Source organism: Streptomyces sp. NBC_01275, assembly GCF_026340655.1.
Taxonomy (GTDB): Bacteria; Actinomycetota; Actinomycetes; order Streptomycetales; family Streptomycetaceae; genus Streptomyces.
The window spans coordinates 7729143-7746457 of record NZ_JAPEOZ010000001.1; the positions used below are offsets into that span (position 1 = coordinate 7729143).

Below are 17315 nucleotides of genomic sequence, written 5' to 3' on the forward strand. Positions count from 1 at the left end.
CTGAGGGGTGCTCAGGAGTGCTTCTGGGGCGGCGCGGCGACTATGAGTTCACCTGCGTCGTCACCAGGCTGGAGAAGGTGGTCAGCCGGGTGTAGACACCCGGGTAACCGGCCTCCGCGCAGCCCTCGCCCCAAGAAGTGATACCTGCCAGGACGCCCCCGATGAGCAGGGGACCGCCGCTGTCGCCCTGGCAGGTGTCTACGCCGCCGGATGTGTATCCGGCGCAAACCATGTCGGTCGCGACGAAGTCGGAACCGTAGGAGCTCTTGCAGCTGGTGTCGGACACGATCGGGACGGTCGCGGTCCGCAGCTGGTTGGAGGAGCTGCCGTTCTCCGAGGTGGTGCCCCAGCCGATGATGCGGGCGGTGGTGCCGGCCGCGTACACGCTGGTCTGGGAGGAGGAGACGTACGACGCCGTGGTGTACGGCATCGAGGTCGCCAGAGTCAGGACGGCCACGTCGTCGCCGTTGGTGGCGTCGGTGTAGTCAGGGTTGATCCAGATCTTGCTGACCTTGCTGACCGTGCCGTTGGTGCCGTTCAGGTAGGTGCGGCCGCCGACCACTCTGACGCTGGACGTGGTCTCGCCGACCATACAGTGGGCGGCCGTGACCACCTTGGTCGCCGAGACGAGGGTGCCGCCGCAGAACTGGTTCTGCGAGGCGTCCGTGATCTGCATCATGAACGGGTACGTGGTCGTCGTGGTCGTCGTGCCGCCGACGATCGGCTGGGGCGCTGCGACAGCGGTGGGGGCGCTGAGCAGAGCGGTCGCCGCCGCGGCGGCGGTCGCCGCGAGGACGGCGGCGGTCTTCTTGACGGTGAGGCCGAACATGGGTCTCCTCGCTGGGTGTTGCCGGTGGGGGGTCGCGCGGGTGTGGGGGTGTGCACGGGGGTCGCGGGACCGACCCCCGTGTGCCCGGGCGAGCGGCACGCCCCTTACGCTAGGACCCGCGGGCCCTCCTCCCAATGAGGGAACCCCCTAGGGGAGTTGGGGCAGGGAAAACCCTCGGTCGCCCCAGGGAACCCACAGTCGCCTCTCAGACCCCGCTCAGCGGGCCCGCGCGGGGCGCGCGCCCCGCGGATTCCTCACTTCGCGTGACGTCCTGCGGCCAGTCGGACGATGTCCACCCGCGAACGGATCCCCAGCTTGCGGTAGACCCGGGTCAGGGTCGCCTCGACCGTCTTGACGCTGATGAACAGACGCGCGGCGATCTCCCGGTTGGTCGCGCCCTCCATCACCAGCGCGGCGACCTGACGCTCCATCGCGGCCAGCCCCTCCAGCGCGTCGGCCGCGGGCGGCTGCGCGGCGACGGGCGCCGGACCCGCCGGATCCTCGGCCGCCGCCGCGTCCACCTGACGCAGCCACGGCAGCGCGCGGCACCGCCGGAACAGCCGCGCCGCCTCGTCGTACGAGGTCGGTCCCGGCCGGCGGGTGCGCAGCCGGGCCAGCGCGAAGGCCGCCCGGGCCTCCTCCAGGCCGTATCCCAGCTTGGCGAGCCGGTCCTGAACGGACGTCAGCCGGGCCAGCGCCGCCTCGTGGTCGCCGTGCGCCGCCCGCACCAGGGCCTCCGCCCGGTCCAGCACCGCCAGCACGCTCTCCCGGCCCAGCCTGAGCGCGTGCTCGCGGGTGACGTCGATGACGTCCTGCGCCTCGCCCGGCTCGCCGACCCGCACCAGCGCCTCGGCGAGGTCGCCCTGCCAGCGGCCGCGGGCCGGGTCGGTGATGCCCAGGCCCAGCTCCAGTTCCCGCACCCGGCGCAGCGAGGCGACCGAGCCCGCCGCGTCCCCGGCCACCAACTGGGCGTGCCCCAGTGCGGCCAGGGCCCGCGAGAGATACATCTGGTCGCCGTCCTCCCCGGCGTGGTCCGCGGCCTCCCGGGCCAGTGCCAGAGCCCGGTCCACGTCGCCGCCGGAGGCCTCCGCGAGGGAGGCGAGCATCGCGGAGGCGCCGAGACCGATACCGGAGTCGCGGGCCAGCCGCAGGCTCTCGCGGGACAGGTCCAGGGCGCGCCCGCAGTGCCCGGAGCGCAGTTCGGTGTCGGCGAGGAAGCGTTGGAAGTGCACCTCGCTCTCGACCATGCCGCGCCGGCGCGCCTCGCGCAGCAGCGCCGTGATGGTGGAGCGGGCCTCGGGCAGCTGATCGCTCATCAGCAGCCAGCGGAACCGGGCCGCGCCGACGCCGTTGTGATGGCACGCCACATACGGGTCCTGAGGTTCCTTCAGGGCCCGCTTGATGGTGGCGGGGGCGTTCGGATGGCCCATCAGGGTCTCGGTCGAGGCCTGGAAGGACAGCGCCATCAGTTCGGTGCGCCGGTCGCCGCCGCGCGCGGCCAGCTCCGCCGTGTGCGCGGCCTCCTGACGGGCCTCGGAGAAGTCGCCGTCGACGATCAGCTTGCGCCAGGCCAGCCGGTAGTGGACCAGGGCGAGCAGTCGCGGGTCGTCGCCGGCGTCGGCGAGGGCCTGCGGGAAGACGGCGTCGACCTCGCCGAGGGACTGCCCGGCGGCCTCGATCACCACCTCCCAGGCGCGGATCCGGTCGGCGGGCACGGTGGCCCGGGTCAGCACCTCGCGCGCGACGTCCCGGGCGAGGTCCACCTCGCCGGCCGTGATCGCGTCCTCGGCCGCCTGGAGCCGGCGCTCGTCGGGGGCGGGCGTGCCGTCCGGCGGGGTGTGCCGGGCGGCGAGCAGCCCGAGCGAGGCGGCGACCGAGGGGGCTCCCCGGTCCCGGGCCAGCGCGGCGGCCTCGGCGAGTCGGGCGGCCACCTCCGGATCGGTGCCGGTGGTCGCCAGGGCGAGGTTGCGGGCCCGCTCGATCGGATCGGAGGCGGCCGTGGACAGCGCCGCGTGCGCGGCCCGACGCTCCTGCACGGGCGCCTCCGCGTACAGGGCCGCCGAGATCAGCGGATGCGCGAACCGTACGGCGGGGCCCTCGGGCTCGGTCGCCAGCAGCCCGAGCTCGGCGGCCTGGGCGGTCTCGGCCTCGGCGTTCTCCCGGCCGGCCGCGTGCAGCAGGGCCAGCGTGGGCCGGGCGCCCGCGCTGGCCACCAGCAGGGTGCGGCGGGCGTCGTCGGAGAGCAGGTCGAGCCGGCTGAGCACCAGGGCGCGCAGGGAGGTCGGCACGGGCAGCGGCTCGCCGGGGCGGGGCGGGGTCGGGTTCTCGCCCAGGGCGCGGCCCAGCTCCAGGGCGAACAGGGGGTTGCCGCCGCTGGTGCGGTGGATCTCCCGCATCGTCGAGCGGGGCAGGTCGGTGTAGCCGCGGTGGTCGAGCAGGGCAGAGACCTGGGCGCGGGAGAGCGGGTTCAGCCGGACGGCGAGGGTGTCGGGCGGGGACGCGCGTAGATGACGGTCGTACTCCTGGCCCTCCGTGCGCACCGCGCACAGCAGTTGGACGGGGGTGTCGCCGAGGCGGCGGGCGGCGAAGCCGAGGAGTTCGGCGCTGGCGGAGTCGAGCCACTGCAGGTCGTCGGCGACGAGCAGCACGGGGCGCTCGGCGGCCAGGGCGCGCAGCGCCGACAGCACGGCCAGACGCAGGGCGAGGCCGTCGCGTTGCAGAGTCGATTCGCCGCGGCCGGTGAGCGCCGACTCCAGGGCCGTGCGCTGGGCGGCGGGCAGCTTGTCCGAGATCTCGTCAAGGACCAGACCGAACAGATCGGCCAGGGCCAGGAACGGGAGGTGGGATTCGGACTCGGTCGCCGAGCAGCGCAAGACGGTGCGCGCCGGGTCGCCGTAATCCGCGGCCAATGCCCGCAGCACGGTCGACTTTCCTATTCCGGCGGGGCCGTGGAGCAGCACACTGCCGCCGCGCGCCAGCTGGTCGCGGGCCGACGTGAACAGCTCCTCCCTGCCGATGACCAGGTCGGGGCGGCATCTGGCAGGCTCCTTGAAGTCCCGTCGCACGGTCACCGCTCCCCTCCTAGTGTCGTGTCCGGGCCAAATTCTAGGCAACGTCCCTTTGAAATTCGGAGGGACGGCGAGGTGAGGCGCATAACAACGTGAAGCATAGGGAAATTCACTGCGGCGGCGGGTGAATGAGTGGTTGTCGTGGGGGACCCTCCCTGGCTTGATCCGATCGATGCCCGCGAGTGTGCGAGCACTCTTCCACGCCCCTGTTACGGAAGCAGTCCCGTGTCACGGAAGCAGTCCCGCTCGCCGGGCCGCGACCACCGCCTCCCCCCGGGTGCGCGCCCCCAGCCGGCGCATCGCCGACCGCAGATACCCCTTGACCGTCTCCGGCCGCAGCCCCAGCCGCTCGGCCGCCGCCGCGTTCGTCGCCCCCGCCGCCACACACGCCAGCACGTCCAGCTCCCGCGGGGCGAGCCCGACCGGCCGCGGCGCGGGCCCCTGCGCCGGTTCCTGCCCGCTCCCCGGGGTCAGCAGCCCGCAGGCGTCGAGGAGCTCGGCGCGCACGGCCGGGTCGGCGATCCGCGGGGCCAGGGCGCGCAGGGCCGTGTGGGCCTCCCGCACCTGCTCCCACCGCGCGTCGTCCGCGGCCTGCGGCGGGACGGAAGCGGGCCGGACCGCCGTCAGCAGGTCGCACGCCTCGTCCAGGATCACCAGCGCCTGCTCCACGTCCCGCGCCGCCGCCACGGCCGCGTCCAGCGTGCGGTCGCCCAGCGGCTGGGCCGTGCGCAGCGCGCCGTACAGCACCCCGCGCACCCGGCGGCGGACCACCACCGGGATCGCCAGGACCGAGCGCAGGCCCTCCTGGGCGACGGCCGCGTCGTACTCGTGGCTGATCTGCCGGGAAAGGGAGTAGTCGGTCACGGCGCACGGGCGGCCCAGCGCGACCGCCTTGCCGCCGAGCCCGTTGCCCGAGGTCACCGCGAGTCCGCTGAGCGCGAGCGTGGTCGCGCCGCTGAACTCGCTGATCCGCATCCGCCGACGGCCCGGCTCCACCAGACCGCCGAACGCGACCGGCAGCTGCGTCGTCCGTCGCAGCCGCGCCAGCGCGCCGCGAATCTCCACCGTTCCGGCCGGGTCTGCCGCCACGTCCTCGCCCCTTCCGGGTGGCTTGGGTGCCGCACACCCCCGTTCGGGGGTAGTGAGACCTGCATCACGGATTACACGATGTCAGAGAGCCGCCCGGCAATGGTCCGGCATCACGGGAGTGAGTCACAGGGGTCGGGACGCCCCGGAGGCGAACGACCGATGAGCATGAAGGAGTACAGATGACGACGGCGACGACGGCGACGGAGCTCTTCCGCAGCGCGCGCGACTTCCTGCTGGCCCATCGCGAGGACTACGCGGGCGCCTACGAGGGCTTCGCCTGGCCCCGCCCGCCCGCCTTCAACTGGGCCCTCGACTGGTTCGACGTCATCGCGGAGGGCAACGACCGCATCGCCCTGCACATCGTCGAGGAGGACGGCTCCGAGGTCCGGCTGTCCTTCGCGGAGCTGTCCGAGCGGTCGGACCGGGTCGCCAACCTGCTGCGCGAGCGCGGGGTCGGCGCGGAAGACCGCATCCTCGTCATGCTCGGCAACCAGACCGAGCTGTGGGAGACCGCGCTGGCCGCGATGAAGCTGCGCGCCGTCGTCATCCCGGCCACCCCGCTGCTCGGCCCCGCCGACCTGCGCGACCGCGTCGAGCGCGGCCGGGTCCGGCATGTGATCGTGCGGGCCGAGGACGCGGCCAAGTTCGACGACGTGCCCGGCGACTACACGCGCACCGCCGTCGGCGGCCTCCCGGAGGGCTGGCAGCGGTACGAGGACGCCTACGTCGCCCCCGCCGAGTTCCTGCCCGACGGCCCCACCCTGGCCGACGACCCGCTGATGCTCTACTTCACCTCGGGCACCACAGCCCGCCCCAAGCTGGTCGAGCACACCCACACCTCGTACCCCATCGGCCATCTGGCGACCCTGTACTGGATCGGCCTCCAACCCGGCGACGTGCACCTCAACATCTCCTCGCCGGGCTGGGCCAAGCACGCCTGGTCCAACCTCTTCGCGCCGTGGAACGCCGAGGCGACCGTCTTCATCCACAACTACACGCGCTTCGACCCGGCCCGGCTGATGGCGGAGATGGACCGCGCGGGCGTGACCACGTTCTGCGCCCCGCCCACCGTCTGGCGCATGCTCATCCAGGCCGACCTCACCCAGCTGCGCACCCCGCCCCGCGAGGCCGTGGCCGCCGGCGAGCCGCTCAACCCCGAGGTCATCGAGCAGGTCCGGCGCGCCTGGGGCGTCACCATCCGGGACGGCTTCGGCCAGACGGAGACCGCCGTGCAGATCGCCAACAGCCCCGGACAGGAGCTGAAGACCGGCTCCATGGGCAGGCCGAGCCCCGGCTACCGGGTGGAGCTCCTGGACCCGGTGTCGGGCGCGCCCGGCGCGGACGAGGGCGAGATCGCGCTCGACCTGTCGGCGGGCCCGGTCGGCCTGATGACCGGTTACCACGGCGATCCCGACCGCACGGCGGAGGCGATGGCCGGCGGCTACTACCGGACCGGCGACATCGGCGCACGGGACGAAAGCGGCTATATCACCTATATCGGGCGCAGTGACGACGTCTTCAAGGCCTCCGACTACAAGATCAGCCCCTTCGAGCTGGAGAGCGCGCTGCTGGAGCACGAGGCGGTGGCCGAGGCGGCCGTCGTGCCGGCCCCGGACGAGCTGCGCCTGGCCGTGCCCAAGGCGTACGTCGTCCTGGCCGAGGGCTGGGAGCCCGGTCCCGACACCGCGAAGGTGCTGTTCGAGCACTCCCGCCAGGTCCTCGCCCCCTACAAGCGCGTTCGCCGCCTGGAGTTCGCCCCGCTGCCCAAGACCGTAAGCGGCAAGATCCGGCGCATCGAACTGCGCGAGGCGACGGCGGCGGGCTCGGCGCAGGAGTACCGCGAGGAGGACTTCCGGTGAGCGGGACGGTGAGCGAGGCGGGGAGCGGGCCGGCGGGTCGGCCGACGAGCGGACTGTCGTATGCGCACGGGACGAGCGGGACCGCTCTGCTCGGGGACACCATCGGCGCGAACCTCGACCGGGCCGTGGCCGCCTGGCCGGACCGCGAGGCACTCGTCGACGTGCCGTCCGGGCGGCGTTGGACGTACGCCCAATTCGTGGCGGACGTCGACCGGTTGGCGTGCGCCCTGCTCGTGAGCGGGGTCGCCAAGGGCGACCGGGTGGGCATCTGGGCGGTCAACTGCGCCGAGTGGGTGCTCGTGCAGTACGCCACCGCCCGGATCGGCGCGATCATGGTGAACATCAACCCGGCGTACCGCACCCACGAGGTCGAGTACGTCCTCAACCAGGCCGGGGTCTCGGTCCTGTTCGCGTCCCTCGCCCACAAGACGAGCGACTACCGGGCGATGGTCGACCAGGTGCGCGGCAGGTGTCCGCACCTGCGCGAGACCGTGTACATCGCCGATCCGAGCTGGGACGCGCTGATCGAGCGCGGGACTCCTGAATCCGGGACCCCCGAATCCGGGACCCCCGACCTGCGGGAGGAACTGTCGGTCCGTGCGGGCGAGTTGTCCTGCGACGACCCGATCAACATCCAGTACACCTCGGGCACGACGGGCTTCCCCAAGGGGGCCACCCTCTCCCACCACAACATCCTCAACAACGGCTACTTCGTGGGCGAGGCGATCGCCTACGGCGAGCAGGACCGGATCTGCGTCCCGGTGCCCTTCTACCACTGCTTCGGCATGGTGATGGGCAACCTGGCGGCCACCTCCCACGGCGCCTGCATCGTGATCCCGGCCTCCTCCTTCGATCCGAAGGCCACGCTGGAGGCGGTCCAGCAGGAGCGCTGCACGTCCCTGTACGGCGTCCCGACCATGTTCATCGCGGAGTTGAACCTGCCCGACTTCGCGACCTACGACCTCTCCTCCCTGCGCACCGGCATCATGGCGGGCTCGCCCTGCCCGGTGGAGGTGATGAAACGGGTGGTCGCCGAGATGAACATGGCCGAGGTGTCGATCTGTTACGGCATGACGGAGACCTCGCCCGTCTCCACCCAGACCCGCCGCGACGACGACCTGGAACACCGCACCGGCACGGTGGGCCGCGTCCTGCCGCACATCGAGGTCAAGGTCGTCGACCCGGCGCACGGTGTGACCCAGCCACGGGGCGTGGCGGGCGAGTTGTGCACCCGCGGCTACAGCGTGATGCTCGGCTACTGGAACGAGCCCGAGAAGACCGCCGAGGCCGTCGACGCCGGACGCTGGATGCACACCGGCGACCTGGCGGTGATGCGCGAGGACGGCTACGTAGAGATCGTCGGCCGCATCAAGGACATGATCATCCGGGGCGGGGAGAACGTCTACCCGCGCGAGATCGAGGAGTTCCTCTACGGCCACCCCAAGATCCAGGACGTCCAGGTCGTCGGCGTCCCGCACGAGAGGTACGGCGAGGAGGTCCTCGCCTGTGTGATCCCGCGCGAGGCGACGGACCCGCCGACGCTGGAGGAGCTGCGCGCCTACTGTGCGGGGCGTCTGGCGCACTACAAGATCCCGAGTCGGCTCCAGGTGCTGGACGCCTTCCCGATGACCGTGTCCGGGAAGGTGCGGAAGATCGAGCTGCGGGAGAAGTACGCCTTGTAGAGCCCGTCGGCTCAGCCGCCCCGGGCGGCGAGGCGGTCCGCCACCGCGTTGACCGGCTGGGGCGCGCCCGTGAGGTCCAGGACGAACAGCGGGACGCGCAGTCGGTCGGCGCCGGCACGGGCGTCGTCGGCGTACCCGGCGAGGGAGAAGTACACGCAGTCCGAGGACTCCGTCATGGCGGTCAGCCACAGACACTCCACGTCCCGCAGCGAGGCCGGACGCACGCTCGGGTCCACCTGCGCCAGCAGTCCGCGGGCGGCGAGACCGATGCCGGAGGTGGGCCGCCGGTCGGCCCGCCGGATGCCCCGGTAACCCAGCCAGCCCAGATAGAGCGCGGTGGCCGTGACCGCGTCGCGAGCGGTATGGATCGCGACGGACCGGAAGACGCGACGCTCGGGTGCGGGTGCGGGTGCGGGTGCGGGTGCGGGTGCGGGTGCGGATCGGGGCGTGGGGGTCGGTGGCGCGGTCGTCTCCGGGGCCTGTTCCCGCTCCGCGGGTGGGTCGGCAGGGGAGCGGGCGGACGAGTCCGCGGGCCCCTCGGCCACCGGTACGCGCAGGACCGTCCCGCAGGGGCAGCCCAGTTCCGGGTGGGGCCACTGGTCGCGGCGGCCGCAGGCCGTGCAGCGCAGGGCGATCCACTCCTCGTCCCAGGCGCGGTGGGCCACGGCCGTGGGCGCCGTCCGTCGGTCGACCGCCGGGGTGACGGGGGCGCCGCAGACGCACGGATACGAGGGCACGGTGTAGAGGCGCTCGCGCCGGCAGGCCGGGCAGCGCACCGGCACGCTCTCGGACATGGCCCCATCGTCCTCCTTCGACCCCTGCTTGTCCTTCTCTTGACGACTCTTGACGACCTTCGCGCGCCCACCTACATTGCTTCCAGATAGCAGAAAACAATTTCCACAATACGGAAGTGCTCGCCGCGGGGCGCGACGGGAGTACGCATCCGACAGCTGAAGCAGCTCAAGCAGTCGAAGCAGGAGTACTCGATGGCTCGAATGACCGCTGCCCGTGCGGCAGTTGAGATCCTCAGGCGTGAGGGCGTCACCGCCGCGTTCGGTGTCCCCGGCGCGGCGATCAATCCCTTCTACGCGGCGCTCAAGGCCTCCGGCGGCATCGCTCACACCCTCGCCCGGCATGTCGAGGGCGCCTCGCACATGGCCGAGGGCTACACCCGCACCCGTCCCGGCAACATCGGCGTCTGCATCGGCACGTCCGGCCCGGCCGGCACCGACATGATCACCGGGCTGTACTCCGCCCTCGGCGACTCGATCCCGATCCTGTGCATCACGGGCCAGGCACCGACCGCCGTGATCCACAAGGAGGACTTCCAGGCCGTCGACATCGCCTCGATCGCCGCGCCGGTGACCAAGATGGCGGTCACCGTCCTGGAGGCGGCCCAGGTCCCCGGCGTCTTCCAGCAGGCCTTCCACCTGATGCGCTCCGGGCGGCCGGGCCCGGTGCTGATCGACCTGCCGGTCGACGTCCAGCAGACGGAGATCGAGTTCGACCCGGACGCCTACGAGCCGCTGCCGGTCTACAAGCCGACCGCGAGCCGGGCCCAGATCGACAAGGCGCTCGGGCTGCTGAACGCGTCCGAGCGGCCGTTGATCGTCGCGGGCGGCGGGGTCATCGGCGCCGACGCCTGCGAACTCCTCGTGGAGTTCGCCGAGGTGACCGGCATCCCGGTCATCCCGACCCTGATGGGCTGGGGCGCGATCCCCGACGACCACGAACTGAACGCCGGCATGGTCGGCCTGCAGACCTCGCACCGCTACGGCAACGCGACCTTCCTGGAGTCCGACTGCGTCCTCGGCATCGGCAACCGCTGGGCCAACCGCCACACCGGCCGCGTCGACGTCTACACGAAGGGCCGCACCTTCGTCCACGTCGACGTCGAGCCCACCCAGATCGGCAGGATCTTCGCCCCGGACTACGGCATCGCCTCCGACGCGAAGGCCGCCCTGGAGCTCTTCGTGGAGGCGGCACGGGAGGCGAAGGCGGCCGGCCGGCTGCCCGACCGCTCCGACTGGGCCGCCGCCGCGCAGGAGAAGAAGGCCACCCTTCAGCGCCGTACGCACTTCGACGACATCCCGATCAAGCCGCAGCGCGTCTACGAGGAGATGAACAAGGCCTTCGGCCCTCACACCCGGTACGTCACCACGATCGGCCTCTCGCAGATCGCCGGCGCCCAGATGCTGCACGTCTACCGCCCGCGCCACTGGATCAACTGCGGCCAGGCGGGCCCCCTGGGCTGGACCGTCCCGGCGGCGCTCGGCGTCGCGAAGGCCGACCCCGAGGCGCAGGTCGTGGCCCTCTCCGGGGACTACGACTTCCAGTTCATGATCGAGGAGCTGGCGGTCGGCGCGCAGCACAAGATCCCGTACGTCCACGTCCTCGTCAACAACTCCTATCTGGGCCTGATCCGGCAGGCGCAGCGGGCGTTCGACATCGACTTCCAGGTGAATCTGGAGTTCGAGAACATCAACTCGCCCGAGCTGGGCGTCTACGGCGTCGACCACGTCAAGGTCGTCGAGGGCCTCGGCTGCAAGGCGATCCGGGTCACCGACCCGGGTGAGCTGGGCGCCGCCTTCGAGCAGGCCAAGAAGCTCGCCGCCGAGTTCCAGGTGCCGGTCGTCGTCGAGGCGATCCTGGAACGCGTCACCGACATCTCGATGAGCGGCACCAACGACATCGGCAACGTCGTCGAGTTCGAGGAGATCGCCACCGAGCCGGAGCACGCTCCGACGTCGATCAGACCGCTGAAGGTCTGACGGACCGCGGAGGGTCTGACGGACCGCGGAGGGTCTGACGGACCGCGGAGGGTCTGACGGACCGCGGAGGGTCTGACGCCCTCCGCACCGAACAAGGGCGGCCCATCCGGAAGATGGGCCGCCGCTGTGCGTGCCGCCCGCGTGCGCTCAGTCCGTGCTGCTGCTCCCGCCGCAGGAGACGTAGTCGCGTCCGCCCGTGCCGCCGCCGCGGGGAGCGCGTCGGTGGAATCCCTTGTCCGCCACCTCGGCCCGGGCGGTCAGCCCGGCTCGCAGGGCGAAGCGCGGCAGGAGGACGTTCAGGGCCCGGTCGTCGTGGAGCGCCACGGCCATCAGCGTGTCGGCCGCGGACAGTCCCTTGCGGCCGGCGGGGAGGGGATGCTCGGCGGACAGCGCCACAAGCCCGTTCCGGGCGGTGCGCGTCCGGTGCGGCGGAAGCGCGCGCAGCAGCCCGGCGGCCGAAAGCCCGGCCCGCACCTCGGCGAGCGCCTTCCGTACGTCGGGATCCTTGAGGACCTGCTCCAGACCGGCAGGTCGGCGCAGGGCCGTGCGCACGGCCTCCGCGAGCTGCGGAAGAGGCGACAGGGATGCAGGGGACGCAGGGGGAACGGGAGACGCAGGGGGTACCGGAGACGCAGCGGACTCAGGAGGCGTCACCGGTGGTGAGGCCTGCCCGGCACCCTCGGTGGACGCCTCCGAGGTCCGCAACGTGCCGGGCCGGCCCGCTTCGACGTGTCCGCGCAGATGCAGGTCCGCGACGGCCACCGTGACGGCGGCGCGCGCCCCGGCGCGCAGCAGTGCGACCTCGTGCGGCTGGAGCCGGAACACCTTGTCGTCACGCATGGCAACCCCCCCGGTGGGCGAGGCCCGCGGCCCCCGTGCCGACGGGCTCCTGTGACCTCAATGTGCCCCGCTGGAAGGGGAGTTGAAGCGCGCCGAGCCATGTTCAGAGCTTGATTTGAGGTTAGTGTCCTTCGTGCTGCTCCGACAGGCCCGGCCAGTCCTCCGGGCCGCCGCCCTGCCACTCGATGAGGTCGCTCACCTCCACCTCGATCCGGTCCAGGTCGGCCAGGCGCAGGATCTCGACGACGTCGTCGAGATGCGAGGCGACCCCGAGCACGGCGTCTCCCGAGGTGACCCGCCGTGACCCGTCGAGCGCCGGGGCGTGGACCACGATGTGCGGATAGTGCGTCGGATTGCCCATGCCCTCAGCCTCCGGCGGGCGGCGCGGATCCGCACGCCGGGAGTGCCCGGGAGCGCCCGGGAGTGTTGGGGAACGCCCGGGAGTACAGGGCAGGGACCGCGGCGGGTGCGACGGAGTCGGAGCCTCTTCCCTCGGGTCGGGAACGGGCTCCGGTCCTTCACCACCGCACTGGCTCGCACACCGCCGCGGGGTCGGTGTCCGGGCGGCGCCGGCGCCTGGGCGCGACAGGACAGATGTCAACGCCGGAGCCGCCCGGAGTCTGGGGGGCGTGTCAGACCTGGGCGCCGGAGAGTCGCTCCACGGCCCGCAGCAGCGCCGAGTGGTCCAGCCCGCCGTCGCCCTGCGCCCGTAGGCTGGCGACCAGTTGGGCGACCACCGCGCCGACGGGCAGCGCCGCGCCGACGGTGCGGGCGGCGTCCGTGACGATGCCCATGTCCTTGTGGTGCAGATCGATCCGGAAGCCCGGCTTGAAGTCGCGCCGCAGGAAGTTGTCCTTCTTCCGCGCCAGGACCGTCGATCCGGCCAGCCCGCCGCCCAGCACGTCGAGCGCGGCCTTCAGGTCCACGCCCGACTTCTCCAGGAAGACCACGGCCTCGGCGCACGCCTGGATGTTCACGGCGACGATCAGCTGGTTGGCGGCCTTCACCGTCTGGCCCGAGCCGTGCGGACCGCACAGCACGATGGTCCTGCCGAGCGCCTCGAAGAGGGGCATCGCCTCGTCGAAGTCCGTCTGCTCGCCGCCGACCATGATCGACAGCACGGCCTCGACGGCCCCGGCCTCGCCGCCGGACACCGGGGCGTCCAGCACCCGGATGCCCTTGGCCGCGGCGGCCTTCCCCAGGTCGATCGAGGTCTGCGGGGTGATCGAGGACATGTCGATCAGCAGGGCGCCGGACCGCGCGTTCTCCAGGACGCCCTCGGGACCGTAGGCGATGGCCTCGACCTGCGGGGACGCGGGGACCATCGTGATCACGACGTCGGCGTCCCGGACGGCCTCGGCGAGGGAGCCGGCCGCGGTGCCGCCGGCGGCGGTCAGCCGGTCGAGCTTGTCCTGCTCCAGGGTGTGGCCGGTGACGTCGTACCCCGCCTTGATCAGGTTCTCGGACATGGGGGAGCCCATGATGCCGAGGCCGATCCAGGCGACCTTGGGGAGGGTGGTTGTCATGGGGTGCCTCTCTGCTCTGCTGCTGTGCTACGTCTGCGGGGACCGCTCAGCGGGCGGCTCGGGCCTCGCGCGGGAGCCAGCCGAAGGACTCGGCGCCGGGCTTGTACTCCAGGCCCACCCAGCCCTCGTAGCCCGCCTTCCTCAGCTGGCCGAGGAGCTCGGCCAAGGGGAGCGCGCCGGTGCCGGGTGCGCCGCGGCCGGGGTTGTCGGCGATCTGCACATGACCGGTCTTCGACGCGTACCGCTCGATCGTCGACGGCAGGTCCTCGCCGTTCATGGACAGGTGGTACAGGTCCATCAGGAACTTCGCGTTGCCGAGCCCGGTCGCGTCGTTGATCCTGTCCACGACGTCGACGGCGGCCGGCGCCGACACCAGCGGGTAGCGCGGCGACTCGGGCCGGTTCAGGGCCTCGATCAGCAGGATCGCGCCGATCCGGTCCGCGGCGCGGGCGGCGAGCACCAGGTTCTCCAGCGCCAGCGCGTCCTGCGCGGCCGGGTCGACGCCGTCCACGCGGTTGCCGTAGAGGGCGTTGAGCGCCCGGCAGCCCAGGGACTGGGCGAAGTCGGCGGCCACGTCGATGTTGGCGCGGAACCGCTCCGACTCCACGCCGGGCAGCGACAGGGCGCCGCGGTCCGGGCCGGGGAGCTGTCCGGCGTAGAAGTTCAGGCCCGTGAGCTGTACGCCCGCGTCCTCGATCGCCCGCTTCAGGGCGTCGAGCTCGGACCGCACGGGGGTGGGGGAGTCGACCCAGGGCCACCACAGCTCGACCGCGGTGAAGCCGGCCGCGGCGGCGGCCGCGGGGCGCTCCAGGAGCGGGAGTTCCGTGAAGAGGATCGACAGGTTGACGTTGAAGCGCTGCTCTGCGAATCCCATGGGACCTGCGCTCCCTTCGCGATGAATTCCGTAATGTGGAAGTTGCTTTCTGCCTACTGGAAGATTGTCGCTGTGTGTAGAAGCTTGTCAAGAGGGCCCGGCGGAAAGCGGCGGCGCGCGTTAGGTTGAGCGCGTGCGATTGAAAGTGGAGTTCACGACCGAGCCCTTCGACCTCGACGAGGCGCCCGCGCATGCGCTGGTCGCCCGTGAGGTCATCGAGGCGGCCGACCTGGACGCGGTGGACGTCGGACCGTTCGGCAACACCGCGGAGGGCGGCGTCGACGCGGTGCTCGCCGCCGTGGACGCCCTGCTGCGCAAGTCCCTCGGCGCGGGCGCCACCCGGATCTCGCTCCAGGTCAACGTCCTCGGGGAGGGTGAGTGAGCGGCGCCGGCGACGAGCCCTTCATCGCGGCCGTGAAGCCGCTGGTCGACGCGATGGGCGGCGAGATGGTCCCGCCCGACGAGGCCGGCCCGGATGATGTGGTGCTCGCCTGGGAGGGCGTCGACGCCGTCGCCGTACGCCTGCCGCAGCTCGCCGACTCCCTCGACCACATCCTCGCCGCCATGGAGCGCAAGAAGGGCAGGCCTCTGGCCGACCTGGACCGCAAGGCCAAGCAGGAGGTCGTGCGGATACTCGAGGCGCGCGGCGCCTTCTCCGTACGGCACGGCGTGGAGACCGTGGCGAGCGCGCTCGGGGTGAGCCGCTTCACGGTCTACAACTACCTCAACCGCGAGAAGGGGGCCTGACGGGTCCTCCTGGGCCCCTGACGGGTTCCTTGGTGATCCCTTAGGGGCAGGGTTTCGTTTACCCGGAATTTTCAACAAAGTGTTGACGCGGTGTCGTGGGGAGGCGTTAGCTGGCTGCAGCCCGTCTCGTACGAAGGCCGTTCGCGGCCACGGAGGCTCCCGTGACTTCGACATCCACGCCCCCGGGCCTCGCCCGGTTCAACGACCTCGAGGAGTCCGTGGCCCGCGCCGCGCTCCACGAGGCGTGCGCCTCCACGGCCTGGGCGAACAGGCTGCTCAAGGCTCGCCCCTACGCCACCGCCGACGAGCTGTACACCGCCAGTGACGCGGCCATGACCGAGCTGACCGCCGCGGACCTCGCGGAGGCGATGGCCGGACACCCGCCGATCGGCCGCCCCAAGCCCGGCGACCCGACCTCGGCCCGCGAACAGCGCGGCATGGCCGACGCCTCCGAGGAGCTGAAGGCGCGGATGCTCGAACTGAACCTGGCCTACCAGGAGAAGTTCGGCCACGTCTTCCTGATCTGCGCCACCGGCCGCACCGGCGAGCAGATGCGCGACGCGGTCGAGGAGCGCATCGGCAACCCGCCGGAGAAGGAACGGGAGATCGTCCGCACGGAGCTGGGCAAGATCAACCGCATCCGTCTCGGCAACCTCGTGGAGGACGATCAGGCATGAGCACCGACACCACCGCCTCCGTGTCCACCCACATCCTGGACACCAGCGTCGGCCGTCCCGCCGCGGGCGTCGCCGTCCGCCTCGCCGCCCGCGATGGGCGCGACGGCGACTGGCGGGCGCTCGGCGGCTCCGCGACCGACTCGGACGGCCGGTGCAAGGACCTCCCGGCCCTGCCGGCGGGGACCACCCACGTACGGCTCGACTTCGAGGTCGAGCGGTACTTCGAGGATTCCGCGAAGAAGCAAGCCGATACGCAGCAGGACGCCCCCGCGAATCGGGACAGCGGCGCCCCGGTGTTCTTCCCGGAGGTGGCGATCACGTTCGCCGTCGTGCCGGGCGAGCACTACCACGTACCGCTGCTGCTCAACCCGTTCGGCTACTCCGTATACCGAGGGAGCTAGCAGACACATGCCCACGTATCTCGGCCAGAACCAGTACGGCAAAGCGGAGAACCGCGTCGTGCGGATCACGCGGGACGGCGCCGTCCACCACATCAAGGACCTCAACGTCTCCGTGTCGCTGAGCGGCGACATGGACGAGGTCCACCTCTCCGGCTCCAACGCCAACGTCCTGCCGACGGACACCACCAAGAACACCGTGTACGCCTTCGCCAAGGAGCACGGCATAGAGTCCGCCGAACAGTTCGGCATCCACCTCGCCCGCCACTTCGTCACCTCGCAGGAGCCGATCAAGTCGGCCCGCATACGCATCGAGGAGTACGGCTGGGAGCGGATCGAGACTCCGGGCGAGGGCGAGCACTCCTTCGTCCGCCGCGGCCAGGAGACCCGCGTCGCCCAGATCACCTACGACGGCTCGTCCTGGGAGGTCGTCTCCGGCCTCAAGGACCTGACCGTCATGAACTCGACGAACTCCGAGTTCTGGGGCTACGTCAAGGACGAGTACACGACCCTCCCCGAGGCGTACGACCGCATCCTGGCGACCGAGGTGTCCAGCCGCTGGCGCTTCAACTGGTCCGACGACGCGCAGGAGACGCCGGACTGGGAGGAGTCGTACGCGCAGGTCAAGCAGCAGCTGCTGCTGGCCTTCGCCGAGACGTACTCCCTCTCGCTGCAGCAGACCCTCTACCAGATGGGCTCGCGGATCATCGAACACCGCGACGAGATCGACGAGATCCGCTTCTCGCTCCCCAACAAGCACCACTTCCTGGTGGATCTGAAGCCCTTCGGGCTGAAGAACGACAATGAGGTGTACTTCGCCGCCGACCGGCCGTACGGCCTGATCGAGGCGACCGTCCTGCGCGACGGCTGCGAGGCGAGGATCCCGGTCGACCTCACCAACCTCTGACGAGGCCAGGGCAGTCGAGACAGACGCAGAGACGGAAATAGAGGACGG

Annotated in this window: 16 protein-coding genes; 8 read left to right on the top strand and 8 right to left on the bottom strand. The window is 71.7% G+C overall.

Features of this window, described 5'->3' with window-relative positions:
• Positions 1-40: 40 nt before the first annotated feature.
• From OG562_RS33875 to OG562_RS33885, 3 genes are all read right to left on the bottom strand, one after another.
• Complete coding sequence (locus OG562_RS33875) at positions 41-829, bottom strand: trypsin-like serine protease (RefSeq protein WP_266404816.1); 789 nt, start codon at positions 827-829, stop codon at positions 41-43.
• Positions 830-1083: 254 nt separating this feature from the next.
• Positions 1084-3900, bottom strand: a complete 2817-nt coding sequence (locus tag OG562_RS33880) for a helix-turn-helix transcriptional regulator (protein ID WP_266404818.1) — start codon at positions 3898-3900, stop codon at positions 1084-1086.
• 225 nt (positions 3901-4125) lie between these two features.
• Positions 4126-4986 (bottom strand): helix-turn-helix transcriptional regulator, encoded by an 861-nt coding sequence (locus tag OG562_RS33885; RefSeq protein ID WP_266404820.1) that lies wholly within the window; start codon positions 4984-4986, stop codon positions 4126-4128.
• Between the two features lie 179 nt (positions 4987-5165).
• On the opposite strand from OG562_RS33885, the gene OG562_RS33890 reads away from it, so the two are divergent.
• Together OG562_RS33890 and OG562_RS33895 are read left to right on the top strand one after the other, a co-directional pair.
• Positions 5166-6845 (top strand): AMP-binding protein, encoded by a 1680-nt coding sequence (locus tag OG562_RS33890; protein WP_266404821.1) that lies wholly within the window; start codon positions 5166-5168, stop codon positions 6843-6845.
• The gene (locus OG562_RS33895) at positions 6842-8527 is read left to right on the top strand and encodes an AMP-binding protein (protein WP_323187583.1); all 1686 of its coding nucleotides are present in this window, start codon (positions 6842-6844) and stop codon (positions 8525-8527) included. The genes OG562_RS33890 and OG562_RS33895 overlap by 4 nt, the downstream gene beginning before the upstream one ends.
• Positions 8528-8538: 11 nt before the next feature.
• Here OG562_RS33895 and OG562_RS33900 read toward each other — a convergent pair whose 3' ends face one another.
• Positions 8539-9321 carry a hypothetical protein gene (locus tag OG562_RS33900; RefSeq protein WP_266404822.1) on the bottom strand — a complete coding sequence of 261 codons (783 nt, stop codon included), beginning with the start codon at positions 9319-9321 and terminating at the stop codon, positions 8539-8541.
• Between the two features lie 192 nt (positions 9322-9513).
• Between OG562_RS33900 and gcl the strand changes: the two genes are divergently transcribed.
• Positions 9514-11298, top strand: coding sequence for a glyoxylate carboligase (gene gcl, locus OG562_RS33905; RefSeq protein ID WP_266404824.1), 1785 nt, complete (start codon positions 9514-9516; stop codon positions 11296-11298).
• Positions 11299-11445: 147 nt separating this feature from the next.
• On the opposite strand, the gene OG562_RS33910 is transcribed toward gcl, so the two are convergent.
• From OG562_RS33910 to OG562_RS33925, 4 genes are all read right to left on the bottom strand, one after another.
• On the bottom strand, positions 11446-12138 hold the full coding sequence (locus OG562_RS33910; RefSeq protein WP_266404827.1) for a TIGR04222 domain-containing membrane protein: 693 nt from the start codon (positions 12136-12138) through the stop codon (positions 11446-11448).
• A 121-nt stretch (positions 12139-12259) separates the two neighbouring features.
• Positions 12260-12499: a hypothetical protein gene (locus OG562_RS33915; RefSeq protein ID WP_266404830.1), complete on the bottom strand. Its 240-nt coding sequence runs from the start codon at positions 12497-12499 to the stop codon at positions 12260-12262.
• A gap of 271 nt (positions 12500-12770) precedes the next feature.
• Positions 12771-13664, bottom strand: a complete 894-nt coding sequence (locus OG562_RS33920; protein ID WP_266404833.1) for a 2-hydroxy-3-oxopropionate reductase — start codon at positions 13662-13664, stop codon at positions 12771-12773.
• Positions 13665-13710: 46 nt separating this feature from the next.
• Positions 13711-14538: a TIM barrel protein gene (locus OG562_RS33925; protein ID WP_266404835.1), complete on the bottom strand. Its 828-nt coding sequence runs from the start codon at positions 14536-14538 to the stop codon at positions 13711-13713.
• A gap of 133 nt (positions 14539-14671) precedes the next feature.
• Here OG562_RS33925 and OG562_RS33930 point away from each other — a divergent pair, with 133 nt between their 5' ends.
• The 5 genes from OG562_RS33930 to pucL all read left to right on the top strand — a co-directional run bounded on the left by OG562_RS33930 (position 14672) and on the right by pucL (position 17267).
• Entirely contained in the window at positions 14672-14920 is a 249-nt protein-coding gene (locus tag OG562_RS33930; RefSeq protein WP_266404838.1) for a hypothetical protein, read from the top strand.
• Positions 14917-15285, top strand: a complete 369-nt coding sequence (locus OG562_RS33935) for a helix-turn-helix domain-containing protein (RefSeq protein WP_266404841.1) — start codon at positions 14917-14919, stop codon at positions 15283-15285. Before OG562_RS33930 ends, OG562_RS33935 begins: the two co-directional genes overlap by 4 nt.
• A 161-nt stretch (positions 15286-15446) precedes the next feature.
• On the top strand, positions 15447-15962 hold the full coding sequence (gene uraD / locus OG562_RS33940) for a 2-oxo-4-hydroxy-4-carboxy-5-ureidoimidazoline decarboxylase (protein WP_266404844.1): 516 nt from the start codon (positions 15447-15449) through the stop codon (positions 15960-15962).
• Entirely contained in the window at positions 15959-16363 is a 405-nt protein-coding gene (gene uraH, locus OG562_RS33945; RefSeq protein ID WP_266404846.1) for a hydroxyisourate hydrolase, read from the top strand. Before uraD ends, uraH begins: the two co-directional genes overlap by 4 nt.
• A 7-nt stretch (positions 16364-16370) precedes the next feature.
• Positions 16371-17267 (top strand): factor-independent urate hydroxylase, encoded by an 897-nt coding sequence (gene pucL / locus OG562_RS33950; protein WP_266404849.1) that lies wholly within the window; start codon positions 16371-16373, stop codon positions 17265-17267.
• The last annotated feature ends 48 nt before the right edge of the window (positions 17268-17315 follow it).